The sequence below is a fragment of the Clostridium sp. 10cd* genome (assembly GCF_044336395.1).
GTDB classification, from domain to species: domain Bacteria; phylum Bacillota_I; class Bacilli_A; order Erysipelotrichales; family Erysipelotrichaceae; genus Clostridium_AQ; species Clostridium_AQ innocuum.
Genome location: NZ_CP172347.1, coordinates 1,070,252 through 1,095,490 on the forward strand (window position 1 = coordinate 1,070,252; position 25,239 = coordinate 1,095,490).

Annotated in this window: 17 protein-coding genes and 2 tRNA genes; 16 read left to right on the top strand and 3 right to left on the bottom strand. The window is 45.2% G+C overall.

The genetic code is table 11. The features are described from left to right. The first annotated feature begins 4 nt into the window (after positions 1-4). The 3 genes from ACG3M1_RS05310 to ACG3M1_RS05320 all read left to right on the top strand — a co-directional run bounded on the left by ACG3M1_RS05310 (position 5) and on the right by ACG3M1_RS05320 (position 5,354). Entirely contained in the window at positions 5-700 is a 696-nt protein-coding gene (locus tag ACG3M1_RS05310) for an L-ribulose-5-phosphate 4-epimerase (protein WP_008819629.1), read from the top strand. A 30-nt stretch (positions 701-730) separates the two neighbouring features. Then, complete coding sequence (locus ACG3M1_RS05315; RefSeq protein WP_008819630.1) at positions 731-1,537, top strand: HAD-IIA family hydrolase; 807 nt, start codon at positions 731-733, stop codon at positions 1,535-1,537. Positions 1,538-1,892: 355 nt separating this feature from the next. Beyond that, on the top strand, positions 1,893-5,354 hold the full coding sequence (locus tag ACG3M1_RS05320; RefSeq protein ID WP_242410547.1) for an InlB B-repeat-containing protein: 3,462 nt from the start codon (positions 1,893-1,895) through the stop codon (positions 5,352-5,354). A gap of 515 nt (positions 5,355-5,869) precedes the next feature. Here the strand turns inward: ACG3M1_RS05320 and ACG3M1_RS05325 are convergent. After that, positions 5,870-5,945 (bottom strand) — tRNA-Val (locus ACG3M1_RS05325). An 850-nt stretch (positions 5,946-6,795) separates the two neighbouring features. Here ACG3M1_RS05325 and ACG3M1_RS05330 point away from each other — a divergent pair. The 5 genes from ACG3M1_RS05330 (at position 6,796) to ACG3M1_RS05350 (ending at position 13,294) form a co-directional block, all read left to right on the top strand. Beyond that, positions 6,796-7,392, top strand: coding sequence for a TetR/AcrR family transcriptional regulator (locus ACG3M1_RS05330; protein ID WP_009269626.1), 597 nt, complete (start codon positions 6,796-6,798; stop codon positions 7,390-7,392). Between the two features lie 21 nt (positions 7,393-7,413). Then, positions 7,414-9,486 (top strand): efflux RND transporter permease subunit, encoded by a 2,073-nt coding sequence (locus tag ACG3M1_RS05335; protein ID WP_008819634.1) that lies wholly within the window; start codon positions 7,414-7,416, stop codon positions 9,484-9,486. Positions 9,487-9,499: 13 nt separating this feature from the next. Next, positions 9,500-11,665, top strand: a complete 2,166-nt coding sequence (locus ACG3M1_RS05340; RefSeq protein ID WP_217792979.1) for a hypothetical protein — start codon at positions 9,500-9,502, stop codon at positions 11,663-11,665. A 105-nt stretch (positions 11,666-11,770) separates the two neighbouring features. Beyond that, entirely contained in the window at positions 11,771-13,018 is a 1,248-nt protein-coding gene (locus tag ACG3M1_RS05345; RefSeq protein WP_217792977.1) for an HD-GYP domain-containing protein, read from the top strand. Between the two features lie 201 nt (positions 13,019-13,219). After that, positions 13,220-13,294, top strand: a tRNA-Thr gene (locus ACG3M1_RS05350). 469 nt (positions 13,295-13,763) lie between these two features. Here ACG3M1_RS05350 and ACG3M1_RS05355 read toward each other — a convergent pair. Both ACG3M1_RS05355 and ACG3M1_RS05360 read right to left on the bottom strand, forming a co-directional pair. Next, complete coding sequence (locus ACG3M1_RS05355) at positions 13,764-14,336, bottom strand: FAD-dependent oxidoreductase (protein ID WP_395814984.1); 573 nt, start codon at positions 14,334-14,336, stop codon at positions 13,764-13,766. Further along, entirely contained in the window at positions 14,333-15,682 is a 1,350-nt protein-coding gene (locus ACG3M1_RS05360; protein ID WP_395814987.1) for an FAD-dependent oxidoreductase, read from the bottom strand. Before ACG3M1_RS05360 ends, ACG3M1_RS05355 begins: the two co-directional genes overlap by 4 nt. Positions 15,683-15,885: 203 nt before the next feature. Here ACG3M1_RS05360 and ACG3M1_RS05365 point away from each other — a divergent pair, with 203 nt between their 5' ends. From ACG3M1_RS05365 to ACG3M1_RS05400, 8 genes are all read left to right on the top strand, one after another. Further along, on the top strand, positions 15,886-16,485 hold the full coding sequence (locus tag ACG3M1_RS05365; RefSeq protein WP_008819638.1) for a TetR/AcrR family transcriptional regulator: 600 nt from the start codon (positions 15,886-15,888) through the stop codon (positions 16,483-16,485). A gap of 163 nt (positions 16,486-16,648) precedes the next feature. Beyond that, positions 16,649-17,266, top strand: coding sequence for an SAP domain-containing protein (locus ACG3M1_RS05370; RefSeq protein ID WP_008819639.1), 618 nt, complete (start codon positions 16,649-16,651; stop codon positions 17,264-17,266). 110 nt (positions 17,267-17,376) lie between these two features. After that, entirely contained in the window at positions 17,377-17,829 is a 453-nt protein-coding gene (locus tag ACG3M1_RS05375; RefSeq protein WP_008819640.1) for a helix-turn-helix domain-containing protein, read from the top strand. Between the two features lie 148 nt (positions 17,830-17,977). Beyond that, complete coding sequence (locus tag ACG3M1_RS05380; RefSeq protein WP_009269621.1) at positions 17,978-18,889, top strand: nucleotidyltransferase family protein; 912 nt, start codon at positions 17,978-17,980, stop codon at positions 18,887-18,889. 177 nt (positions 18,890-19,066) lie between these two features. Next, on the top strand, positions 19,067-20,248 hold the full coding sequence (locus tag ACG3M1_RS05385) for a helix-turn-helix transcriptional regulator (RefSeq protein ID WP_008819642.1): 1,182 nt from the start codon (positions 19,067-19,069) through the stop codon (positions 20,246-20,248). A gap of 77 nt (positions 20,249-20,325) precedes the next feature. Beyond that, complete coding sequence (locus tag ACG3M1_RS05390) at positions 20,326-22,254, top strand: FAD-dependent oxidoreductase (RefSeq protein WP_395814990.1); 1,929 nt, start codon at positions 20,326-20,328, stop codon at positions 22,252-22,254. Between the two features lie 11 nt (positions 22,255-22,265). Beyond that, positions 22,266-24,194, top strand: a complete 1,929-nt coding sequence (locus ACG3M1_RS05395) for an FAD-dependent oxidoreductase (protein WP_395814993.1) — start codon at positions 22,266-22,268, stop codon at positions 24,192-24,194. A 257-nt stretch (positions 24,195-24,451) separates the two neighbouring features. Then, positions 24,452-25,081: an HAD family hydrolase gene (locus ACG3M1_RS05400; RefSeq protein ID WP_008819645.1), complete on the top strand. Its 630-nt coding sequence runs from the start codon at positions 24,452-24,454 to the stop codon at positions 25,079-25,081. Positions 25,082-25,239: the final 158 nt, after the last annotated feature.

Here is a 25,239-nt window from a genome sequence, read left to right on the forward strand (position 1 = left end):
CACTATGCTGGAAGAATTAAAGCAGCGTGTGCTGGAGGCGAATCTCTTGCTTCCCAAGCACGGACTGATCACCTTTACCTGGGGAAATGTATCCGGAATTGATCGTGACATGGGAATCGTCGCCATCAAACCGAGCGGTGTGGAATATGATCATATGACGGCACAGGATATCGTGCTGTGCGACCTGGATGGAAACGTGGTGGAAGGAAAGCTGAAGCCAAGCAGTGATCTGATGACGCATCTTGCATTTTATAAGAGCTTTCCCAATGTCGGCGGAGCGGTGCATACACACTCCCGCTGGGCAACCGCCTTTGCGCAGGCAGGACGAGCAATCCCTGCATTAGGGACTACGCAGGCGGATTACTTCTATGGAGATATTCCATGCACCAGACTCATGAGTGAAGCGGAAATTCACGGAGAATATGAACTGGAAACCGGACATGTGATCGTGGAAACCTTCACAAAGGGAAACCTGAATCCAGATACGATGCCGGGCGTGCTTGTACACAGCCATGGACCTTTCGCATGGGGAAAAGACCCCTTTGAAGCGGTGCATAATGCAGTTGTGATGGAAGAATGTGCTGCGATGGCATTTGTCAGCATCATGCTGCAGGACAACGCGGTACAGCCGATGCAGCAGGTATTGCTGGATAAGCATTTCAAACGGAAGCACGGTCCCAATGCCTATTATGGACAGTAGACCCTGCAAGCCGTATTAAGGATGGATATTATGATACGAGATAAGAAACAGATCCAGGAAGCGATGAAGCCCATACGGGCATTCATTCTGGATATGGATGGAACAATTTATTTAGGGAATGCATTGTTCCCCTATACCCGCAGCTTTCTGGATACGGTAAAACAAAGCGGGAGAGCATATTATTTCTTTACAAACAACTCCTCAAAGGACGTTAAGACATATATCGATAAGCTGCATAGCATGGGCATTGATATCGAACAGCGGCAGATGATGATTTCCACCCATGTCATCCTGCGCTGGCTGAAGGAGCATCATGCGGGAAAACGCGTGTATGTGGTGGGGACACCTGCCCTGCAGGCAGAGTTTCAACATCATGGCTGGCAGCTGGATGAGGAGCATCCGGATATCGTTGTTCTGGGCTTTGATACGACACTGACCTACGATAAGCTGTCAAAGGCCTGTCATTTCATCCGGGAGGGAGCCGCATACTACGGCATCAATCCCGATCTCAACTGTCCCATGGAAAACGATACCTTTATCCCGGACTGCGGAAGCATGGCAAGGCTGATCGAAGCAAGTACCGGTCGATATCCGGAATTCTTCGGAAAGCCGAGTCCGAAAACACTGGAATACATCATTAAGGAAACCGGTCTTGACGCAAACCAGATTGCCATTATCGGGGATCGTCTGTATACGGATATCGCCGTAGCGGATCACAGTGCGGTTACCAGCATTCTGGTGATGAGCGGAGAAACGAAGGAAGCGGATATCGAAAAGAGCGAGGTAACGCCGGATATCGTGATCGAGGATATCGGAGAACTCGCAAAGCTGCTGTAGGAAACCGCATGCGTCATATGGCTTTCTATCAAAGGAATGCGTTCCATAAAAACAAGGAAGGAATCCTCTTGCACAGACAGGGGATTCTTTTGCATTCTTCCGTTACATACAGATGCACATTCAATTCCTATTCACCGATCTGTCTTGCATATAAACAGCAAAGAAAAGGGGAAAGAAGTCAAATTAATTGTATGACAATGATTTCATAAATCATGATTGCCCGCTATGAACCCATGCATTGATCTGCGATTTCTCAGTGAACAAAACCGCATTTGCTTTTAAAGTCCATCAGAAGATGTTTCTATTTATCAAAGGTTGGAGTATACTGATGGTAGATGGTGAAACGAGGGATTACATGAAAAAGAAAATGAAATGGCGAAAGCTGGCACTAGCCCTGGCTCTGGCAGTGTCCTGTATGCCGCAGAGCATGAAGGCACAGGAGGTTGTTGAGCAGAAGAAAGCCCTGCCTTTTGAGATTACGAATATCGGTGTATCATTCAACACGGTGAAAGCAAAAGAGGCTGTTACGTACACAATAGATGTACAAAGTGAAAAACCGATGAGCTCCAGAATAACAATACATCTGAGCGCCCCGATTACAAAAAAGGAAAAAGGGGTAACTATGAAATATGACGGAAATGGACGATACACAGGCATATTTCAAACGTCTGAGGATGAGGAAGACGGCATATGGATGGTTGATCGTATCGATGCAGGCCTGGAAAATGGAGACAGAATTTTGGTATATAATACCGTTGACCTGCCAAGCTATGCGGTATATGCATATGACTTTTCCCCTCTGGATGTAACGGTTACAGATTCAACAGGCGCCGATATTACAAGGCCGGAGCTGCACGGAATTTCCGTTTTGACAAAAGAAGTCTATCCTGGTTCCGCAATTAAATATCAGTTTGATGCAAGTGATGATATGAGTGGAATCAAAAGAATTTCAATCACCCTGCATTCTCCCAGTGGTAAGGCGTTGAGGAAAAACGTGGAATATTCGCAGGATCAAACGGTATATGAATTGACAATTCCTACAGACAGCGATCTGGAGGAAGGAAACTGGACCATTTATTCAGTAGCTCTGTGGGATTACAAAATGAATTTTGTGAACTATATCAATCAGCCTTTACTTTCATCTTCCTATGAGAATATGCGCTATTTGGATATGTCTGCACAGGGATTTCAGGTAGTGCCTGATCCGGATGTCGCCCAGGGACTGAGCAATGTATTTTATATTACGGATTCTAAAACAGTAAATGATTATGTTTACGATGGGGATTTGTATGTCGGGGAAAATGCTTTCCTTACAATGAAAAATGTGCATGTGACAGGGAATGTCTATGTACTGGGTGTATTGCGTTCCCAAGGTATTCAGGTTGATGGAACCGTGTTCTGCAAAATGAGTACGACAGGCTATAACAACACACAGGGTACGTTTATGTGGTCAGGAACAAATAGTATTCACAGTGTTCAGGCAACCAACCGGCCGGTAGCGGTGGTTCCGGTTCGCATTGATCAGACGCTCACGGCTTCCCGTAACGGGGATGTGGCGCTTAAGGGTGTGTCCCTGCCGTACATCACGATTGCGGTGGAGGGAAAAGAAATGCAAACCGATTATCGAGGGCGTTTTGACGCCGGTATTGTGAACATCGGAGAAAAGGATACCGTAAATATCACATGGAAGCTCCCGTTTGGGATGCCGGCAGAAAACGATATTGCAGTAGAACGGGAAACTCCTGTATCACTGCATATGCTTACGCCTCCCGATAAACTGGAGTATATAACCGGAGAGAAAGTATCGTTGAAGGGAATGCGCATAGAGGCTGTATATGCGGACGGCTCTAAGAGGGAAACCACGGCATACAGGGTAGAGAATACCGCTTTGACTGCCGGAAATCATTCGATCACTGTCAGCTATCATGGCGCAAAAACATCGTTTCAAGTAACCGTGAAGGATATTCCGGTTACTTCCCTGAAGCTGAATAAGCAAAGTGCAACCCTGCATCCGGATGAATCGGTAGCCCTGCAGGCAGATATACAGCCCGCAAATGCAACGGACAAATCCATTGCATGGAAATCAAGCAACTCTGCAGTTGCCTCTGTGGATGAAAAAGGCAGGGTTACCGCCCTGAAGAGTGGAACTGCAGTGATTTCAGCTGTTATGAAGAACGGCATACGTGCCGAGTGTAGGATTACAGTGAAAATCGCTGTTGATCATATACAATTAGACAGCACGGCTCATGCGGTATTTGTTACAAATACAGGAGATGTAAAGGCAACGGTGTATCCACAGGATGCGACCAATCAGAAGGTGATCTGGCACAGTTCAAACACCAGTGTTGTGACCGTGGATCAAAACGGCCATTATAAGACTCTGAAACCGGGGTTTGCCTACATCTATGCAACGTCGGATGATAATGAGAATATCAGAACGTTTTGCGAAATCAATGTAAATGTTCCTCCGGTGGAGGTGAATATTCAGGAATCATCGTTGAATTTGAAAAGAGGGCAGTCCTATCAGCTGAACTATACAGCCTACAGTCCTACAGGCGTAGATGTCGCTTTCAAGTGGGAAAGCGTCGATCCGAAGATCGCTTCTGTGAATCAAAAGGGAGTCATAACAGCACTCAGGGAAGGCGTAATATCCATCACGCTGAACTCATCGTATAACAACGGCGGTGATATGGTTCTTGTGACGGTCACCAACCCGGTCAGCGCATTGAAAATGAATAAGGCATCCGCGAATATGACCAAGGGCAGCTATCTGCAGCTGTCGGCGTCCATATCTCCATCGGATGCATCGAACAAAGGTCTTACCTGGACATCCAGCAACAAGAATATCCTTACGGTCAGCAGCAGTGGAAAGGTTTATGCGAAGGGCTTTGGAACAGCTACGATCACTGTACAGGCAAAGGATGGCAGCAAGGTAAAAGCAGCAAGCAGAATTTTCAGCGGCTATGGTATCAGCTATGTGCTCAATGGCGGAAGCAATCATAAATCCAATGTCAGCGTGTATTACAATCAGGCAGTCAAGCTGTACAATCCTACCCGCAGCGGATACAGCTTTAAGGGCTGGTACTCCGACAGCAAATATAAGACGAGAGTAACGTCCTATAAAAAAGGAACCAAGGGAAACAAGAAGCTGTATGCGAAGTGGAGCAAGAACACCTACCGCATCACCTATAAGCTGAATGGCGGGAAAAATACGAAGTCCAATCCATCCACCTATTCTGTGACTTCTTCCATTTCCTTGAAGAACCCAAGCCGTAAGGGGTATTCCTTCAAGGGCTGGTACAGCGACAGTAAATATAAGAACAAGGTAACCAGCATCAAGAAAAGAACCGGAAATCTGACACTGTATGCGAAGTGGAGCGCCACTTCCTACCGCATCACCTATAAGCTGAACGGTGGTAAAAATACAAAGTCCAATCCATCCACTTATGCTGTGACTTCCTCCATTTCCTTGAAAAATCCAAGCTGTAAGGGCTATTCCTTTAAGGGCTGGTACAGTGACAGCCGCTATCGGACACGGATCAAGACAATCAAAAAAGGAACAACCGGAAACAAAACACTGTATGCGAAATGGAGCAAAAACAGCTACCGTATCACGTATAAGCTGAATGGCGGGAAGAATACGAAATCCAATCCTGCCAAATACTCGATCACATCCTCTGTGAAGCTAAAAAACCCAAGCAGAAAAGGGTATCGATTCACAGGCTGGTATACGGATGCTGCCTGTAAAAAGAAGGTAACCGCTATTAAAAAGGGAACTACTGGTAATAAAACCTTTTATGCAGGGTGGAGAAAATAGGCGATTCATGCAAAAGCATGTACAAAAGCTGCTTGAAAATTAAGCTGTTCATGCTCTCTTTATGAAAAATAAGGGAATCCAAAGCTATTGTGTTTAACAATAGAAATTCGGATTCCCTTTTTATAATGTGAAATGCCAGAAAAAACATACAGCGTGCTTACCTTTGTTTCAGCAACCTCTGCAAAATTACGAAAATCAGCTTATATGTAGACAGCGATATAGCTATAAGAATTCAAAAACCGGCGAAGCTACTATAAAGGAATATAGTTTTGCTATTCATAGAAATTTATATCCTTTCGCTATTTTAATGCGAGTGTATGACCAAAGAGTATGATTCGCAGCGCAAACTCAGAATCTAAGAAAAGCTCTGTTGTATAAGCTCATCCATAGAGAGAAACCTGCAGTTTTTGCTTTTCCCGTAGCCGGATACCACGAATCCAAAGAACTTGAAAGCAAATATAAAAAAAACGGCTCTGCCTTATTGATAAGGTTAGAGTCCGTTTCACGTTTATTCATGGTGGAGGCTGAGGGACTCGAACCCCCGACCCTCTGCTTGTAAGGCAGACGCTCTCCCAACTGAGCTAAGCCTCCATCAACGTTAACTATAATACCATGAATGATTTTAAATTGCAATTACTTTTTTTATGAAATCATAATATTTGTATTTATTTGTTACTGGCTACAGTCTATATGAATAGTATAAACCTGATTCAAAGAAGCAATTTGTAATGAAAACATGCATTTTTCTGTTTCATGCTCTTTACACGGAGGTCCTATACCATTTTTTTCTTTTTGATGATAGCGGGATCCAGACTGAGGTTCAATACAGTGCTCTCCCTAGGGGGATTCCCTGTCACTTGTTTAATAACGGTGTTACAGATAAACGCAGCATCTTCATCCTCCGAACCAAGAGCAAACTTAAAAAAATATCGTTATCATATGTTAGCCGTTCCTGCACCTCCACGTTTATTTCTTTGTTTCCGATTACATCTTTTGTAAGCATAGGTATCACTTCCTATGCAGTCCTATGCTTTACACTATTACATACGTGGAAAAAGGCTGAAACTCCTAAAAAAGAAACATTTTTATATTAAATGATTTTTGTGCTTACTAGTGTTTTTATCGTGAATGAAAGAATATCTGCTTAATCCTTTTATTAGCTGCTATCTGGTTTCAGTCATTTATGAGCTGTGAAAATCAAAGCTGGAGATGTTCACGCACAAAAGCAAACACCTCCAGATAAAGCCACTGTAAGGTACGATGAAAAATAGGTCATAAGAAAAACAAATGTTAAGCATTTAGACAAAAATCAGAAATTGTATAGAGAACCTGCTTCAAAGCCGCATATAAATTATTGACGAATCGTCATTTTTGCAATATCCTTTTCATCGGTTAGAAAAAAATGACGAATCGTCATTCAGCGAAAACGGGAGAGAAGCATATGAAGAACAAGGTACTATTGAACAAGAGTGAGAAAAAGAAACGGATTGAAGAAGCCGCACTTGCATTGTTTTCCTGCAATGAGGTGCATCAGATTTCCATTGATCAGATCGCCCAAAAAGCGAGAGTTGCCAAGGGTACGTTCTACCTTTACTTTCATGACAAGGTGCAGCTGATCAATCATCTCATCGTAAAGGAAAGCTCCTCGATCATTAACGACGCACTCCTTGAAGCCAAGCGGCAAAGAATTGATGATAAAATTGACGAACTGATTTTTCTGATCGACCATGTCATCGCCTATTTCTGCAGACATCCGGAGGTTATCAAGCTTATTCAGAAAAACCTGTCCTGGAATCTTGTTGGCGGAAAGCTGAAGGAGGATGACAATTATGAGGTGGCAGTGCATATGAACAGCTACTGTGACTTTCTGGTAACACTCGGGTATACCCGAAGTGAAGCCTATCAGCTGCTGTTTATGATTTTAGAGCTTGTTTCTACCCTGTGCTATACTGCAATCGTGCTGCATCAGCCGGACGATATCGAACAGCTGAAGCCAATGCTGTTTACTACGATTCGCAAAATGATCGAACGATCATAAACAAGATTGGAGATGAAATGTATGAAGAAGCTTTCTGATTTTATTGTAAAGAAAAGAAATCTGATTCTGCTTGTTGCCGTACTGCTGCTGATACCCAGTGTTATCGGATATGCGCGTACGAAAGTAAATTATGACCTGCTGAGCTATCTGCCACAGGATGCCGAGTCCATGATCGGACAGAAGTCACTGAGTGATGACTTCAATCTGGCGAGCACCGGTATGCTGGTCGTTGAGAATATGCCGGATAAGAATGTATCGGAATTAAAAAAGGAGATCAAGGCGATTGACGGCGTTAAGGATGTCCTGTGGAGAGATGATGTTCTGGATATCAGCATTCCCAAGGAGATACTGCCAAAGGATGTTCGTGAGATGCTGTATTCTGATAAGGGAACACTGATGGTAATCACATTTCAGGAGGAAACCTCATCCCAGCGTACGATGGATGCCATTAAAACCATCAAGGGCTATGCCGATCGTGAATGCTATCTGGGCGGCTTTTCCGCCATCACTGAGGATACCAAGGATTTGATGAACGAGGAAACTCCGCTGTATGCCGTAACTGCCATCATCCTGTGTATGATTGTATTGTTTATGGGGCTGGAGTCCTCCATAGCACCGTTTGTCTTCGTTTTGGGAATCGTTTTCCCAATCGTCTACAACTTCGGAACCAATGTCTTTCTGGGACAGATATCCTATATCACCAAGGCACTGGCTCTGGTCCTGCAGCTGGGTGTCACGATGGATTACTCCATCTTCCTGCTGCACCGCTATCAGGAGGAAAAAAAGAAAAGCAGTGATCGTGATGAAGCCATGTCAAATGCGATACAGGCTACCTTCACCTCCATCACCAGCTCTTCTATAACGACTGTCGCTGGATTTCTGGCATTATGCGCAATGCAGCTGACCCTGGGCAGGGATATCGGTATCGTTATGGCAAAGGGTGTTGTATTCGGCGTATTATCGACTATCATCATCCTGCCTGCGCTGCTGATGCTGTTCGATAAATATATTGAGAAATGGAAGCACCCGATCCTTTTAAAGGAACCGAAAAAGCTTCCGGGCTTTCTGACAAGACATTATAAAACAATTCTGGTGGTCTTTGTCGTTATCTTCATTCCGATGATTTATGCACAGGCACATACCAATGTCTATTACGATCTGAATGCGACAATGCCTGAGGATTTTCCAAGTGTCATCGGTACGAATAAGCTGAAGGACCAGTTCCATATGACGACGACGCATTTCCTACTGGTGGACGAGAAGCTGGAAAATTATGAAATCAAGGAAATCTGTGATTCTGTGGAGGAACTACCGGGAGTTTATTCCGTCGTTTCCTATGAGAGTCTGATTGGCGGCGGTATTCCGAATGAGCTAGAGCCTGCAGCAGTGAAAAACATCCTGCAGAATGGCGGCAGAAAGATGATCCTGGTCAACAGCACCTATCGTTCCGCAACGGATGAAGAGGATGAACAGCTGAATAAGATAGATACGATACTGCATAAATACGATAAGCATGCGGTGATTGCCGGGGAAGGCTCATTGACCCGTGATTTGATTACTACGACGGATATTGATTTTAAAATGGTGAATATCTTATCTGTTGCCGCGATTTTTCTGATTATCGCTATCACCTTCAAATCGCTTGCACTACCGGTTATACTGGTAGCTTCCATCGAATTTGCAATCTGTATCAATATGGGGATTCCATTCTTCACCGGGACAACGCTTCCATTTATCGCCAGCATTGTCATCGGTACAATTCAGCTGGGAGCGACGGTGGATTATGCCATCCTGATGACAACACGCTATAAGGAAGAACTCAGCAACGGCAGTACGGTTATAGAGGCCGCGAGGGAAGCGGCAGCAAAATCTGCACCGAGTATTATCACATCCGGACTGTCCTTCTTCGCCGCATGTATCGGTGTATCCTTTATTTCCAAAATGGATTTAATCAAGAGTCTGTGTACACTAATCTCCCGCGGGGCAGTGATTTCCATGCTTTCTATTCTGCTGGTACTGCCAGCTATGCTGATTATATTCCATAAGCTGATAGAGAAAACAACCAAGGGCTGGCCAAAAGCCAATCTGAAATAAGGAGGGTATTCATATGAAGAAAAATGTGAAAGCAGTAACGTGTGCGGCATTGAGTATGCTGCTGGTTAATTCCGGCATGGTGCTGTATGCAAAGGATGATGAAACGGTAAAGGATGAAACGGTTTACGCCATGCTGAACAGTGATGGCAGTGTCGATCAGGAAATTGTAAGCAGCTGGCTGCACAACGATAACGGTATTCGTAATATAAAGGAACAGCTGGACCTCAGCAATGTCAAGAATGTGAAAAGTGACGAAAAGCCAGAGGTTTCCGGAAAGACCTATACCTGGAATGCAGATTCCAATGATATTTATTATGAAGGAACGAGCACCAAAACTCTACCGGTACAGGTAAGGGTGACTTATAAGCTGGATGGTAAGGAAATCAGTGGAAAGGACCTGATCGGAAAAAGCGGTAAGCTGGAAATTCATATTTCACTGAAAAATACGCAGAGTAAAACAGTGAATGTGAATGGCAGACAGACACGCATTCATCCATTTTATATGGGCGCAGGTGTACTTGATCTTTCCACCGATCATTTTTCAAATGTGAAGTGTGAAAACGGTAAGGTGCTTTCCGAGGGCAACAATACCATGGTCGCTTTCATCAGTGTTCCCGGATTGCAGGATACGCTGGAAAGCTGCGGTGTAACCGGCGCAAAGGAACTGCCGATGCAGGATGATATCACCATTACCTGTGAAGCAAAGGATTTTGAGCTTGGTCCGATTATGTTTGCAATGACACCGGAGGTGCCGGTGGATAAGCTGAAGGATATCAATTCCATGGATGATCTCACGAAGGGGCTGGATGAGCTGACCAATGCAAGTGCACAGCTATTGAATGGGACTTCACAGCTTTCTGAGGGTACAGCAACCTTCCAAGGTAAAATGCAGGAGCTGGTAAATGGTGTGCCGACACTGACGAACGGTGTATCTGCATTAAAGAATGGTACGCAGGAGCTGGTGAGCGGCTCAACCAGGCTGTACAGCGGATTGCAGAATTTGCATACCGGAATGAATCAGGCGAAGAAGGGAACTGCCAAGCTGAATAAAGCAACAGACGGTTTGGGTACACTGGTAAGCGGTGTTGATGAGATCAATACGAATATGCAGGCACTTGCAAAGGGCTTGCAGGATGGAAGCAATGAGCTGAATGCATCCCTGAGTGATGAAATGCTGAAAAATTTAACAGATGGTTTAGGAAATGTATCTGCTTTACAGGCGATGTTTGAAAAGGATCAGCAACATGTGGCGCAGGCTGCCGCTGATCTGGAGGCTGCACTCACAAGCACAGATGTTGATAACGCAGCAGGAAAACTGGGAGAAACTGCAGAATATCTAAAGAAAAAAGCTTTTAATGATAAAGGAGAGGTTGTGGATGCAGAGGCAGCGCAGGCTCTGAAAAGCCTTAAAAGTGCGGATGACTACTTATTAAATTATAAAACGCAGGCTACAGCTTCTGCGGTCAATCTGCAAAAACAGCTGACCCAGCTGCAGACAGATTCAGCAAATCTGAAAAATCTATCCGACATGGCAGACTCTGCTGCTGAAATGCTGCCGAAGCTAAGCAGTTTCAAAGCAAGTCTGAATACTGCATCACAGGGAGCACAGCAGCTTGCCCGGGGTACGCAGCAGCTCAGTGAAAAATCCTCCTCTCTCTTAGAACTGAAAAAGGGAATTTCCACACTGGACTCCAGTATGACAACGGCAGTCGGTGGCAGTAGCGAGCTATATAAGGGCAGTCAGGCTCTGGTATCCGGATTACAGCGTGTTGATCAGGGCGCAGGTGCTCTGCAAAGCGGTTCTGCGACAATCGGTAACGGTGCACAGCAGCTATATGATGCATCAACTCTGTTAAAGGATAAAACAGGGGAACTGCATGCAGGCATGAGCAAATTCAAAACAACCGGTATTGATGAAATGCAGAAGCAGGTTTCCCTGTCACTGGATGATGTCACACAGCTTCTTGCTATTAAGGATGAAATTGTAAAGGAAGCAGAGCAGGAGCACACCTTCAGCGGTGCACCGAAAAACAGTGAAAGCAAGGTCAAATATATTTATAAAACAGAAGAGCTGCAAAAGGAAAAAAAGACAGACACACAGGAAACAAAGAAAACAAAGGAAGAAACAAAGGATGATTTCTTTGATAAGATTTCAAATTTCTTCTCAAAGATGTTTTAAATACAGAGGGGCAGAGAAAAGCTGCCTCTTTTTTCACACAGAAACTTATTGTAGAAACCAGGTGTGTACAGTATAATGGGTACAGTTGCATTCACAGGAGGATACATGAAGGTCATAAAACACAAACACGTGATACCGATTATACGAAATACATTAAATGCACTGGATGCGCGGCTGGTGGATCATGGTTACCGTGTGGCTTTTTTGATGGAACAGACTCTGTGTCATGCAGGACTCTTTAAAGGAAAGGAATTGCGGGATATTGTCATGACCTGCTTTCTTCATGATATCGGTGCTTATAAGACGGAGGAAATCGAGCAGCTAATCCAGTTTGAAACATGGGATATCTACCAGCATTCCGTATACGGCTATCTTTTCCTGAAAAATCTGTCCCCGCTCGGCCCGTATGCGGATATCATTCTATATCATCACATATATTACAGAAAGCTCAGAGATCATGATATTCCCTACCTTCTTGTGTCACAGCTTCTCAGCCTCTGTGATCGTCTGGATGTCTATCAGCTTGAGAAACCGCTTCAAAATGTGGAAGCCTTCCTTCGCCAGTTCGAGGAGGATTATTTCAGTAAGGAGGCGATTGATCTGTTCCTTTCCGCAGATGCACAATGCCACATGCTGGATCAGCTTTATGTGCAGCATCAGGAGGTAAAGGTAGCGGTCTTCGATGAAATACCGTTTACGGAATCAGAAGGAAAGGCATATCTGCATATGCTCAGCTATGCAATAGATTTCCGCAGTGAATATATGGTAGCACATACCATTACAACGACAAGTGTTTCCACAACACTTGCGGCGCTATGTGATTATCATCCGACAGAAATAGAAAAGGTGTATTACGGAGCCCTGCTGCATGATATCGGTAAGGTTGCCATACCGGTGACGATCCTCGACTTCCCGGGCAGACTCAGTCCGCAGGACATGGCAGTTATGCAGTCACATGTGACATATTCCATGAAAATTCTGCATGGTGTTGTCGATGAGGAAATCGAGCATATCGCTGTCCGTCATCATGAAAAGCTGAACGGCAAAGGCTATCCTCTGGGGCTGAAGGAGGAAGCTTTAACGACATCCGAACGCATTGTAGCAATTGCGGATATCATCAGCGCTCTCATAGGAAAGCGCAGCTATAAGGAAGCATATGACTTGGAGAAAATCAAAGAAATTTTACAGGAAATGGCTGAAGGGCAGTATCTGGATGATAGAATCGTACAGATTGCCTGTGACAATCTTCCTCACATCCTGCAGACGGTGAAGCGCGATTGTACACCGGTAATCGCAATGTACCAGGAAATACGTCGTGATTATGAGCATAGGATAGCACAGCTTGACAGGTAAGCAGTACATAAATGTGACTGCATAGTTCAATAATTACAGCCACACAGAGCTGCTGCATATGGCTATGCCAGGAAGAAATGCGGAAATTAAGCAAATAATCTTATAAAAATTTCTTTTTGATTCTGTACATAAGGAAGAAAAGATGGTATAATAATCGCGGTCTCAGGGAAACGGTTCGTGAGAAAGCTATTTCCTTATTCTGCCGGAGTGGCTCAATGGTAGAGCAACGCACTCGTAACGCGTAGGTTGGGTGTTCGATTCACCTCTCCGGCACCATATGATATATTCAGGTTGTGTTCATTTCGCCGTATGGCAAAGGCCTTAGGAAAGGGTCTGAAATGCATGACCTTTTTTTCTTGTATTTTGTATGTCCTCGTGCTGTGGAAGAGGCTTTTTCTAAAGCGTTGTATATGTCGAAGGGATACGCTAAAACAAGAATAGATAAAGAGGATAGTTCCTTTTGAATATCATCAGCAACAAGAAAAAAAGAATCAAAGCATCATTAAAGCGATGTACTTGATTCCTTTTAGCTTTCATGGGTAAAAGCTCTACCCATCTTTGGTGAAACGAAACCGGAAGACTATTCTTTTTTTTGCTTGTGAAAGATACCCTGTGCTTATTCTCTAACATTGATAGAAGGGAAACCTGTATGTTTTTCTATGAGAAGAGGCAGCATGCATGTAAATATTCAATAAAAGCCTTTGGCTGATGAAACTCCTGAGGTATCGGGATAGGGAATTGTTGCTTACAGGTGCGAGCACAGCTCATAGGCATCCCAGATGCCCTCCATGATATCCTTTGGATGCGAGCTGTCACCGATATTATAAATATCCTTTGCCTTCAACAAAATCTGATCATACAGAGAACGATTGCTGCGATAGCCAAGGGCAAGGATCGTGCAGTCACTTGCTAGCTCCTGTATAGCGCCCTGTGTCTCAACCACGATTTCATGCTCGCGGATTTCCTGCAGCTTTGTCTGTAAGCGGATTTCAACCTGATGGTGCTCCAGTAATTCCAGTATCATCTGCTTGTTCATATCGGCAGGAGCTCCGGTAGACATCAACGTATCCGCCATTTCAATGATGCGCACGCTTTTTCCATGCTGGGAGAGCCAGATGGCCAGCTCACAGCCAACAAGACCACCGCCGATAATCGTAGCTTCCTTCTTCGCGGTTACCGCTCCCTTTAATACATCGACAGCAGTTACGCCATATTCAATTCCCTTGATTGGCGGCAGGAAAGCGTGGCTTCCGGTGGCACAGATTACGACATCTGCGGCTTCGATTCGTGGATCCTGCGCCTGTACGTCACTGTTCAAACCTGTACCTTCAGACGCTCCATCTGATGCTCATACCAGGAAATCAGCAGCTTTCCATCATCCTTGAATTCCGGAACACTTGCCCAGCGATACATGCCACCGAGCTGCTTTTCTTTTTCTACAAGTGTTACCGTGTGTCCGCGTAGTGCCAGAACTCTTGCGGCCTCCATACCGGCAGGACCTCCACCGATGACAAGACAGCTTTTCGTATGCTCTGCCTTACAGAAGGCAGCCTCTTTTTCACGGTTGCATTGCGGATTGACGGCACAGGACATCAGACGCATGGAGTGTGCCCGGTTAAAGCAGCCATCATGACAGGACAGACATGGGCGGATATCCTGAATATTGCCCTGGCGCATTTTATTAACAAATTCCGGATCCGCAAGCAGTGGTCTTCCCAATACCACCATGTCGCACTTTCCTTCCTGCAATGCATCGGCGGCAAGCTGCGGATAGCCCATGCGCCCGGCTGTCAGCACCGGTACCTTTACAACCTTCTTTACCTTTTCGGCAAATGGCAGATACAGGCCGCGATCCTGAAAGAATGGCGGATGTGCCCAGTACCATGCATCATAGCTTCCGGCATCCACATTCAAAGCATCATATCCGGCCTCGGTCAGTATTTTGGCGAATTGCAGGCCTTCCTCAATATCTCTTCCCAGCTCCGGATAGGATTCACCAGGCAGGATGCCATGGCGCTCCGCACGGATAAAGCTCTTGAGTGAGAATCTCAATATCACAGGAAAATCCTTGCCGCATGCCTGTTTAACAGCCTGTAATATGGCGAGTGGAAACCGCAGTCGTCCCATTAGATCGCCGCCGAACTCATCCTCACGCTGATTGAAATATTCCATTGTGAAATTATCCAGCAAATAACCCTCATGAACTGCATGCACCTCAATACCATCTGCACCTCCCATCTTTGCCAGCATGGCGTAGGTCGCAAAATCCTTGATCAGCTCATAGATTTCCTCTGTAGTCAATGCACGATGCTGAATGGAAGGATCCCAGCGATTCGTGGTAGCGCTCGGTGCAACAAAGGTATTATCCAGAATCATGGCAGGTATGGCAGAGCGTCCCAATCCGGCGGTCAGCTGGACAAACAGCTTGGAATTGTAGGCATGAATATTATCACTCATTTTCTTTAGCTGTGTCATGTAGCTTTGCGGGTCCTCCAGCGGACAGGGAAAGCTTGCCTTGCGGTGCTTTTCGATTCTGTTTTCGATAAAATTGGCACCGGTGATGATCAGACCGGTACCTCCACGGGCCCGTTCTGTAAAGTGATCAATGGATTCCTGCTTATATGCCCAATGGTCATCCAGCTGGCCCATCGCCATCGGAGCCATAGCAAAACGGTTTCGTATCTCCACATTACCGATACGAAGCGGCGTGAATAAAGCTTCATATTCCTTTTTTATGATGTCCCTCCTTTAAGTGAACGTGTTCATTTAATTACATGATAGCACTTACATAGAAAAAGTCAAGGGGTGGTTCACATTGTGTTTTTTAAGCGGATACGATACAATGAAGACACAAAGCAGGTGAGTCTATGAAAGAAAAGGAAATGCGGCGGCGGCCGAACCAGACGGAAAAAACAAGAAGAAAAATTGTTGAGGCGATTCATGTGAGTATGAAGGAAGCGGATCTCAGTGATATCACCATTCGAAGTGTATGTAAAAAGGCAGGTGTATCCATCGGCACCTTCTATTTATATTTTTCCTGTAAGGAGGCTGCTTTGCTGTATGGCTATCGTCAGGCGGATGAACAGTTTCTTGCATTACCGCTGGAGGAGGATGCATGGGGCAGCATTCGTAAAATCATGACCTGCTATCTGAAGATGGTCACGCTGGAGGACATGCATGCCGTGCGCCAGATTTATATCTGCCATATCAAATACCACGATACCTATTTCTTTGATGAACAGCGTCCGATTTTTCAGCTGCTGGCGGCAGAGGTTGGAAAGCTGGTTTCAGAGACTGCAGTAAAGGATGTGACATGGGGACTGCTGACGACTGCCAGGGGTCTGATTTATCATGCCTGCTGTTTGAAGGATGAGCAGATAGCATTGGACTGGCATGAGAAGCAGCTGGAGGAGCTTATGGATTACCTTTCCTATCGTGTGCAGAAATTACAAAAAGGAAATACGTGATCGCTGGCTTCATAATCATGTTTAACGTATGGTGGAAAAGGCTATTGCGAATAAGAGGATTCAATATGTTAAATAGCAGCTCTTTTTGATTACAGGCTGTATGGACTAGGTTTGTTTTAAAGGAAATAGTGTTTTATAAATTGTAATTTGTGGAGGTAAGAGCTTGGAACAAAATAGACCAGATTTTAAAGATATAAAATCATTTGAAGAATTTAATAAGTATTATTGGTACAGAGAAGAACTTTCACAAATATGTAAATCTCTCACATTAGAATATAGAGGTACAAAACAGGAACTGAATTACATTATAGAGCAATACTTTAAGGGGAATAGAATTGAAAGGATGTCAGAACATAAAAATAAAAAGCACACCGAAGTAATAACGCTAAATACACCACTACTTGAATGTAACTTTTCATTTAATCAAAAATTTCGAGATTATTTTTCAGTTTTAACTGGAGTTAAGTCGTTTAAATTTACTGCTAATATGGCAACAGCTTGGAGAAAAGTAAAAGGAGAGAACGATATAGAATTTACGATTCAAGATATGATTAACATATATTATGGAGAGTTAGATTATGCAAAGTATGATAATTCAGTTTGTCAATGGAACCAGTTTTTAAAAGATTTTTGTTTAGATAAACATAGTGATTATTATTCTAACAAATTAAAAGTTGCATCTATTCTTTGGAAAGAAGTTAGAGTATCTAAAAATGAAAAAAAATATTCAAGAAAACTTTTAACTGAATATGCTGATAAAATAGAGGGTTATTACAAGTAAATAAATTTCAGTTTGTTAAATTCTCGTGCGATATTGCTTGAAAAAGTTGGTGGAGTTCTTCTTCAATATTCTCTATAATTTGATTATCAAAAAACAAGGAGGATAACACAATGAATTTAGGAAATAGTTTATTTCACGCAAGAAAGAAAAGTGGATTATCACAAGAGGAAGTTGCTGAAAAAATCGGCGTAAGCAGACAAACAATATCAAAATGGGAAACCAATGAAACAGTTCCAGATATTTACCAATCAAAGAAGATGGCGAAACTCTATAGAATTTCTTTAGATGAACTTATTGAATTTGATATTGATTTACAAGAAATCGAAGAAATGATTGATAAAAGTGATGAAAAACTAAATGAAAAAGTGAATTGGACAAATGCATGGGGAAAGAAATATCCTATACTTCTTAAATACCAGACAGAAGTGAATACTTCAAATTATGCTTTTCGAATTACAAAAATGTTTGATGAAATTAAGAATGGATATGGATATAGTAAACAAGACGCGATGTTAGTTCTAAAAGATATTTTGTATCAATCATATAAAATCTGGAACAAATAAATAACGATTTATCTTCAGTTATAGATGATTTCCTTGAAAAGAAATGGGTAGCCGGTTTTCAGTATCTTGTGAAGAATTGTCAAAATCGTGTTGTAATCCTTTTCATCAAATACCAACTATGGTAAAATAGGGGCAATGAGGTGAGATAATGAAAGATGTGACATTAGTTGTACTGGCGGCCGGTATGGGCAGCCGTTACGGAGGATTGAAGCAGATTGATCCGATTGGACCAAACGGAGAAATTATTCTGGAAATGTCTGCATTTGATGCAATTCGTGCAGGCTTCAACAAGATTGTTTTTATTATAAAGAAAGCGATTGAAGAAGATTTCAAGAAAGCGATTGGAAATAAGATTGCGGATCATATCAAGGTGGAATACGTATTTCAGGAGATGGATGCGTGTCTGCCTGAGGGGTATGAGATACCTGCTGACCGTGTAAAGCCATGGGGAACGGCCCATGCCATTCTGTGCTGTAAAAACGTAATTCATGAACCGTTCGCCGTGATCAATGCGGATGATTACTATGGTATTGCTTCCTTCCAGAAGCTGCATGACTATCTGGTATCCAATGAGGATGAAACAGCATACAGCATGGTTGGCTTTGTTCTTGGAAACACTCTGACAGATCACGGCAGTGTTGCCCGCGGTGTCTGCAAGGTGGAAGACGGCAAGCTGGCAGGTGTTGATGAACGCACAAGAATTGAAAGACGCGAGGGCAAGGTACAGTATTACGAAAACGATACATGGTATGATGTGGATGCCAATTCTCTTGTTTCCATGAATATGTGGGGCTTTACTCCAAAATTCATGGAGGAAGTGGAAGAACGCTTCCCGACCTTCCTGCAGGAGACGGTGAAGGAAAATCCATTGAAGAGCGAATTTTACATTCCGGTGACAGTGGATACGCTGATCCGTGAAGGAAAAGCTACCGTAACCGTATTATCCAGTGATGACAAATGGTACGGTGTTACCTATCAGGAAGATAAGCCGATGGTAAAGGAAGGAATTCGCAAGCTGATTGAAGCTGGCAAGTATCCGGTACCGCTCTGGAGCAAATAACGAACAAGGGGAGCTTCCCCTTTTCTTTTGCTTACGAGCAAACACACGGAATCTGGAAAGCACGAGCAATGAAGGAAACACTTGATAAGTGATAAATGCCTGTTGTTCTGTGATAGGCTCGAATGCTTCTGCAAAAGAAGCACTCTGATGATGAAGAGCATAGCGAGGTGAACATGCATGCAGCAACAAAATGACTGGTACACGGGGATTGACTATTTTCAATCCTATAAGGAACAGGATATACAGGTGGAAGAACAAAGCCTTGCACAACCGGTTCCGCTCACACGGCATGAACGCGTGGAGCTCTGGTATGTTTTAAAGGGGGATGGCGATATTCTGGTGAACGGGGTTTTGCATACCGTTCAGCAGGATTCCTTTCTCTGTCTGTATGCTCATCATCTGTATGAGGTTTCCTGTGTGCGAAAGCCGCTGCGGGTATTGCGAATCCAGTTTTATATCGGTTTGTTCATGCATGCCATGTGGGAAAAACATCCCAGAGGAAGAAATGCCTCTCTGGTATATGAAACTCCGGCCTGTCTTCGCTGTGCGGATAGCGAGGTACTCCAGCTGTTTCATCGGGCACAGCAGGAATCTTACGGCAATGCCTTTGGTTCCCGCAATATGCTGATGTATATCGTCCTGCAAATTCATATGCTGTTCTGCCGCTATGCATTGCAGGAATCCATGGAGGAGGAACAGTCACCTGTCTGGAAGCTGATCAAGCGCACAATTGTAGCCTCACAGGAGCATACCACACTGCAGGATGCGGCAGCAAAGCTGCAGCTGCATCCACGCTACCTCAATCAGAAGATCAAGGATGCCTGCGGTTACAGCTTTACCCAGCTGCGCTCATTCGGCAAAATCATCAATGCCTGTGCACTGCTTCACTTTGAGGACCTATCCATTTCTTATATTGTGGATCTGCTTTCCTACTCCTCTACTGCTGGCTTTTACCGTCAGTTTCAGGCATGGACAGGAATGTCACCACTGGATTACCAGAAGCACCGGATTCTGGACAATGCTCATTTCTATTGCCGCAAGGATTTGTATTTGCAGATTATGCAATACCTCTATCTGCATTTTTCACAGGACATTACGCTTGAGGATATGGCGAGGGAATGCCATCGGAAAAGCTATGAGCTGGAACAGCTGTTAAAGCAGGAATATCATACGAGCTGGACACAGGAGCTGATGGCTGTTCGTGTGCATCAGGCGGCTGCCTTACTGACGGCGACGAAGCGTACCATCACATCGATTGCCATGGATTGCGGATTTTCATCTCTGGCTGTCTTTGAACGGCACTTTGCAGCCTGCATGGGCTGTACACCGGAACAGTATCGCAAACAGCAATCTGTATAAATGAGAAAAAGACCTTTGAATTTGAATATACGTTTTTCATGTAAGCGTTATAATTTAAGTATCAGGAGGTCTTTTTTATGTTTGAAAAACTATTTGAACCAATCAGAATTCGCGGAATGGAAGTGAAAAACCGCATTGTGCTGCCGGCAATGGGAACGAAAATGGCGGCAGAGGATGGAAACGTGACACAGCAGATCATCGATTATCAGGTAGCGCGGGTAAAGGGCGGCTGCGGTCTGAACTTATCGGAGGTATGTGCTGTCCATGCGCCGAGTGCTCCCCGAAAATTTCTGGCACTGCATAACGATTCCTATATTCCATCACACAAGGCATTCTGTGATGCCATTCATGAGGCAGGCGGGAAGTGCGGTGTGCAGCTGTGGCAGGGAAGTCTTGCCGCAAGCATGGATCCAAAGGCGAGAATCCTGGTGGCCAGTGATTTGCATGTGCACGGGCATACCATACCGGCTGTGGATGTGGAGACGATTGAAGAGGTTGTCGCCTGCTTCGGCGCTGCGGCAAAGCGTGCGGTGAAGGCCGGCTATGACTGTGTGGAATTCCATTGCGGACATAATTATCTGCCGCATTCCTTTTTGTCACCGGCATTCAATCACCGTGAGGATGCCTATGGCGGAACATTTGAAAAGCGCTGTAAATTCCCGCTGGACTGTATCCGCGCCATTCGTCAGAGCATACCGCAGGATATGCCGCTGCTGATGCGCCTAGATGCACAGGATGATTATCTGGAGAATGGCTTGACCATAGAGGATGTCATTGCGTTTTGCAGGCTGGCAAAAGAGGCCGGAGTAGATGTACTGGATATCTCGCGTGGTAATATGATAACAGCGGGGTTGAAATACGAGGTACCGCCGATTGATATACCAAAGGGCTTTAATGTGGATAACTGTGCCAGAATCCGTAGGGAAACCGGAATGCTGTGTATTGCGGTTGGACGTATCAACACACCGCAGCTGGCGGAGGAAATTCTGGAACAGAATAAGGCGGATATGGTTGTTATGGGACGTGCGCAGCTTGCCGATGCCGACTTCTGCGTAAAGGCGAAGGAAGGCAGACTGCAGGAAATCGTATACTGCATTGGCTGTGATCAGGGCTGCTATGACGGATTTACCGATCCCGCTGCTCCATTCATTACCTGTATGCGAAATCCATACCTTGGAAAGGAAGCACAGGATGTACTGGTACCGGCGCAGAAGCCGAAAAGGGTGCTGATCGCAGGTGGCGGTGTTGCCGGTCTGGAGGCAGCCTGCATACTGAAGCAGCGCGGTCATCAGCCTGTTGTATATGAAGCAAGCGACGAGCTGGGCGGTCAGTTTGTGACTGCGGGTAAGGCACCAAGGAAGATGGAAATGAAGGATGCGGCGCTGTCCTATGGAGAAAAGGCGAAGCGTCTTGGCATTTTGATTCATCTCAACACACCGGTAGATGCGTCGCTGATCACAGAGGGCAACTGGGATGAGGTTATCCTTGCGATCGGAGCAGAGCCGATTCACCTGTCCATTCCGGGGGCAGATCGGGAACATGTATACAATTCCCATGACATATTGAACGGAAAAGCAACCGCATCCGGTCATGTCGCAGTTATCGGCGGTGGTCTGGTTGGTGTGGAAACTGCAGAATATCTGAGTGAACAGGGGGCAGCTGTTACCGTTATCGAAATGCTGGACGGCGTCGCGAAGGACCTTGGCGCATTGCGTAAAATCTGTGTTATGGAATCGCTGTACATGCATCATATCGAAACGGTTGTCAACACCTTGGTAAAAGCCGTTGTGGAAAACGGAGTACTGGTGGAAAACGAAGGAGTCGAGCAGGTGATTCCTTGTGACAGTGTCGTTATGGCCGTAGGTGCACGCGCAAGAGATCATGAGGCGCTGACAGAAGCCTGTGAGAAAAAACAGATACCGTATCACATTATAGGAGATGCCAAAAAGGCAAGAAGGGCACTGCAGGCGATTGCGGAAGCACATGAAACTGCACGTTCCCTGTAACAGGAGGAAATATGAATAATTCAAAGCTTTTTCAGCCGCTGACGATTTCTACCATGAAGCTGCGCAATGCGACGTTTATGGCACCGATGTCTCTGGGATATGAAAGCAGTGACGGCTGTGTAAATGAGCGCATGCAGGCATACTGGCTCGAGCGTGCACGCGGCGGTGTCGGCTGTATTATTCTGGATGCGTTAAGCGTTGATCCATCCGTTCCCTATCTGGGGAATACACTGTGCTCTCGAGGTGAGGAAGCCATAGCATCCTATAAGGCCTTCACGGATAAAATTCACGAAGCAGGAGCCTGCATCATACCGCAGATTACCCATCCGGGACCGGAGAGTATCTCAGCCTTTATGGGAATACCACCGGTTGCGAGCAGTGTCTATGTCAATTCGATGGGGCAAAAGACAAGAGCACTGGCAATCGAAGAGCTGCCAAACATCATTAAACAGTATGCACAAACCTCGTTGCAGGCGAAGCAGGCAGGCTTTGATGGAATCGAGCTGCACTGTGCACATGCATATATGCTGCTGGGCTCTTTCCTGTCACCGATGCGCAATAAGCGCTGTGATGCGTATGGAGGAAGTCTGGATCATCGTGCACGCCTTCTGTTTGAGGTGATCGATGCAATCAAAGAAGCCTGCGGCAGGGACTTTCCTATCGTTCTGCGCATCAGCGGGGATGAAAAGGATGCGCAGGGAAATACGGTGGAGGATATGTGCTATCTTGTGCCGAAGCTGATTGCACACGGTGTCGATGCCTTTGAAGTCAGTGGCGGTACACAGTATGAGCGCCCGAATAAGATCATTCCAAGTCACGGTGAGCATGAGGGCGTCAATGTTGCGCAGGCAGCAAGAATCCGCAAGGTCAGCAGTGTGCCTGTCCTTGTGGTAGGCAAGGTGCTGGATCCTGCCATGGCAATGGAGCTGGTTGATCAAAAAGCTGTGGATGGGGTCGTATTCGGTCGTGCATTGCTTGCTGACCCATACCTGGTTAATAAGGCAGCTGAAGATAAGCTGGAGGAAATTGCACCATGCACAGGCTGTGTGATCGGCTGTGTAGGGGAACAGACAAAGCGTCACCCGGCGAGCTGTGTTATCAATCCTGCCTGTGGTAAAGAGTTGGAAATGAAGCTGATTCCGGCTGATAAGAAAAAGCATGTCGCTGTAGCCGGCGGTGGTATCGCGGGTATGGCTGCCGCAAGGGTACTGGCTCTTCGCGGACATACGGTAACCTTATTTGAGAAAACAGACCGTCTGGGAGGACAGCTGCTGCTGGCCTGTGTGCCGCCGTTTAAGCAGCCGATCAGTAAGTGGGTTGTTTATCTGGAGCATGAACTGGCACGTTTATCCGTTGATATCCGTTTGCATACGGAATTCTGCGAGAATATGAAGGATGCATACGATGCTTTGATCGTGGCAACCGGTGCAACGGAGGCAGTACCGCCAATCCCCGGACTGGCAGAGCATGGCATCGGTGCCTGGGAGGTGCTGAAAAACGAACAGCTCATTCCGGGCGGTAACGTTCTGGTAGTCGGTGGAGGAATGGTCGGCTGTGAGGTATGTGAACACCTTCTCCATAATAAGCGCGGACCGCTGCATATCACGATGATTGAAATGACGGATGAGATTGCGGCAGGTATGGTTGTAAATGAAAAGGTGCTGGTCATGGACCGTCTGCATAAGGCACAGGTACAGCTACTGACCAATACCAGGCTGGAGGCTGTGGAAGCCGGCATAGTAAAGCTGAATGTTCATGGAGAGGCGCTGGAGCGACAGGATTTCACACATGTGGTGTATGCGACCGGTTCCCGCAGCAATACGGCATTGGCCTGTGCATTGACAGATCAGGATAATGTATATGTTGTTGGGGATGCAGCAACCGTAGCGCAGGCACTCGAGGCTGTGCGGGATGCAACCATGGCAGCAATGGCTGTATAGCTTCCCTAAGAAAATCCGGGAGCCTGTGCGCTGAATTTGGATGTACCGCCTCAGGATTCATTGTAACAGTGTAAATGATAAGGAGCGATTTCCTTTATACGGAATAGCTCCTTTTTCCATATCCGTCTTTCTGTCTTTAAATAAATAGCTGAAGCTCTTGATCTGTTATGAAGTCAGGTTATTGCGTTTCCTGCTGTGTCATTATACAATGGAGAAAAGTGCCTGTTCAGCAAATGGAAACAGGACAGGAGGTATTTATGGCAATACAGCATATCATATTTGATTTGGATGGAACCCTTATGGATACGGAAAAGGGAAATCTGTATGCATGGCAAAAGACCCTGCGCTATTATGTACCCTGGCGTACATTTTCTAATACGGAATTGAAAGCCATACTGGGAGTAACCACGGAGAAAGCATTAACCATGCTGCAGGTGGAGAATGTTGATGCAGCCCAGTTCGATGAATACTGGCAGCTGCAATATCAGACACAGGTTGAGCATATCGCGCTGTTCAGCGGGATGCTGGAGGTACTGGAAAATCTGCGTCATCAGGGATATACCTTGGGAATCGTTACCTCCCGTGACTGGCAGGAATACAGGGCTTACTTTTCATCCCCTTCCTTCGATGCGCTGTTTGCCTGTATAATTTGCAAGGAGGATACCTTGCTTCACAAACCGGACCCGGAACCTCTTCTTGCTTATATGCGGAAGATGAATGCAGTAAAAGAGGACTGTATCTATATCGGAGACATGGACACGGATATGGAATGTGCTGCCAGAGCCGGTGTAAGCTCTGCACTGGCAGTTTGGGGTACAGATGGTCCGGTATCGCAGGGCTGTCTTTCTTCACCGCAACAGATATCTGCATTTGTACAAAACGTATAGATGAGGTGATGAGAATACGTCACTAAAAAGCATTTGAGTGAAATTGAAAAAGTTCAAAACACAGTACCGTGAATAGTGTATTTGTGACATTTTATTTATAAATTCAGGCAAATGTATGAAGAAGCTGTGGAAATGGATGCATGTTTTACATTTTCCTA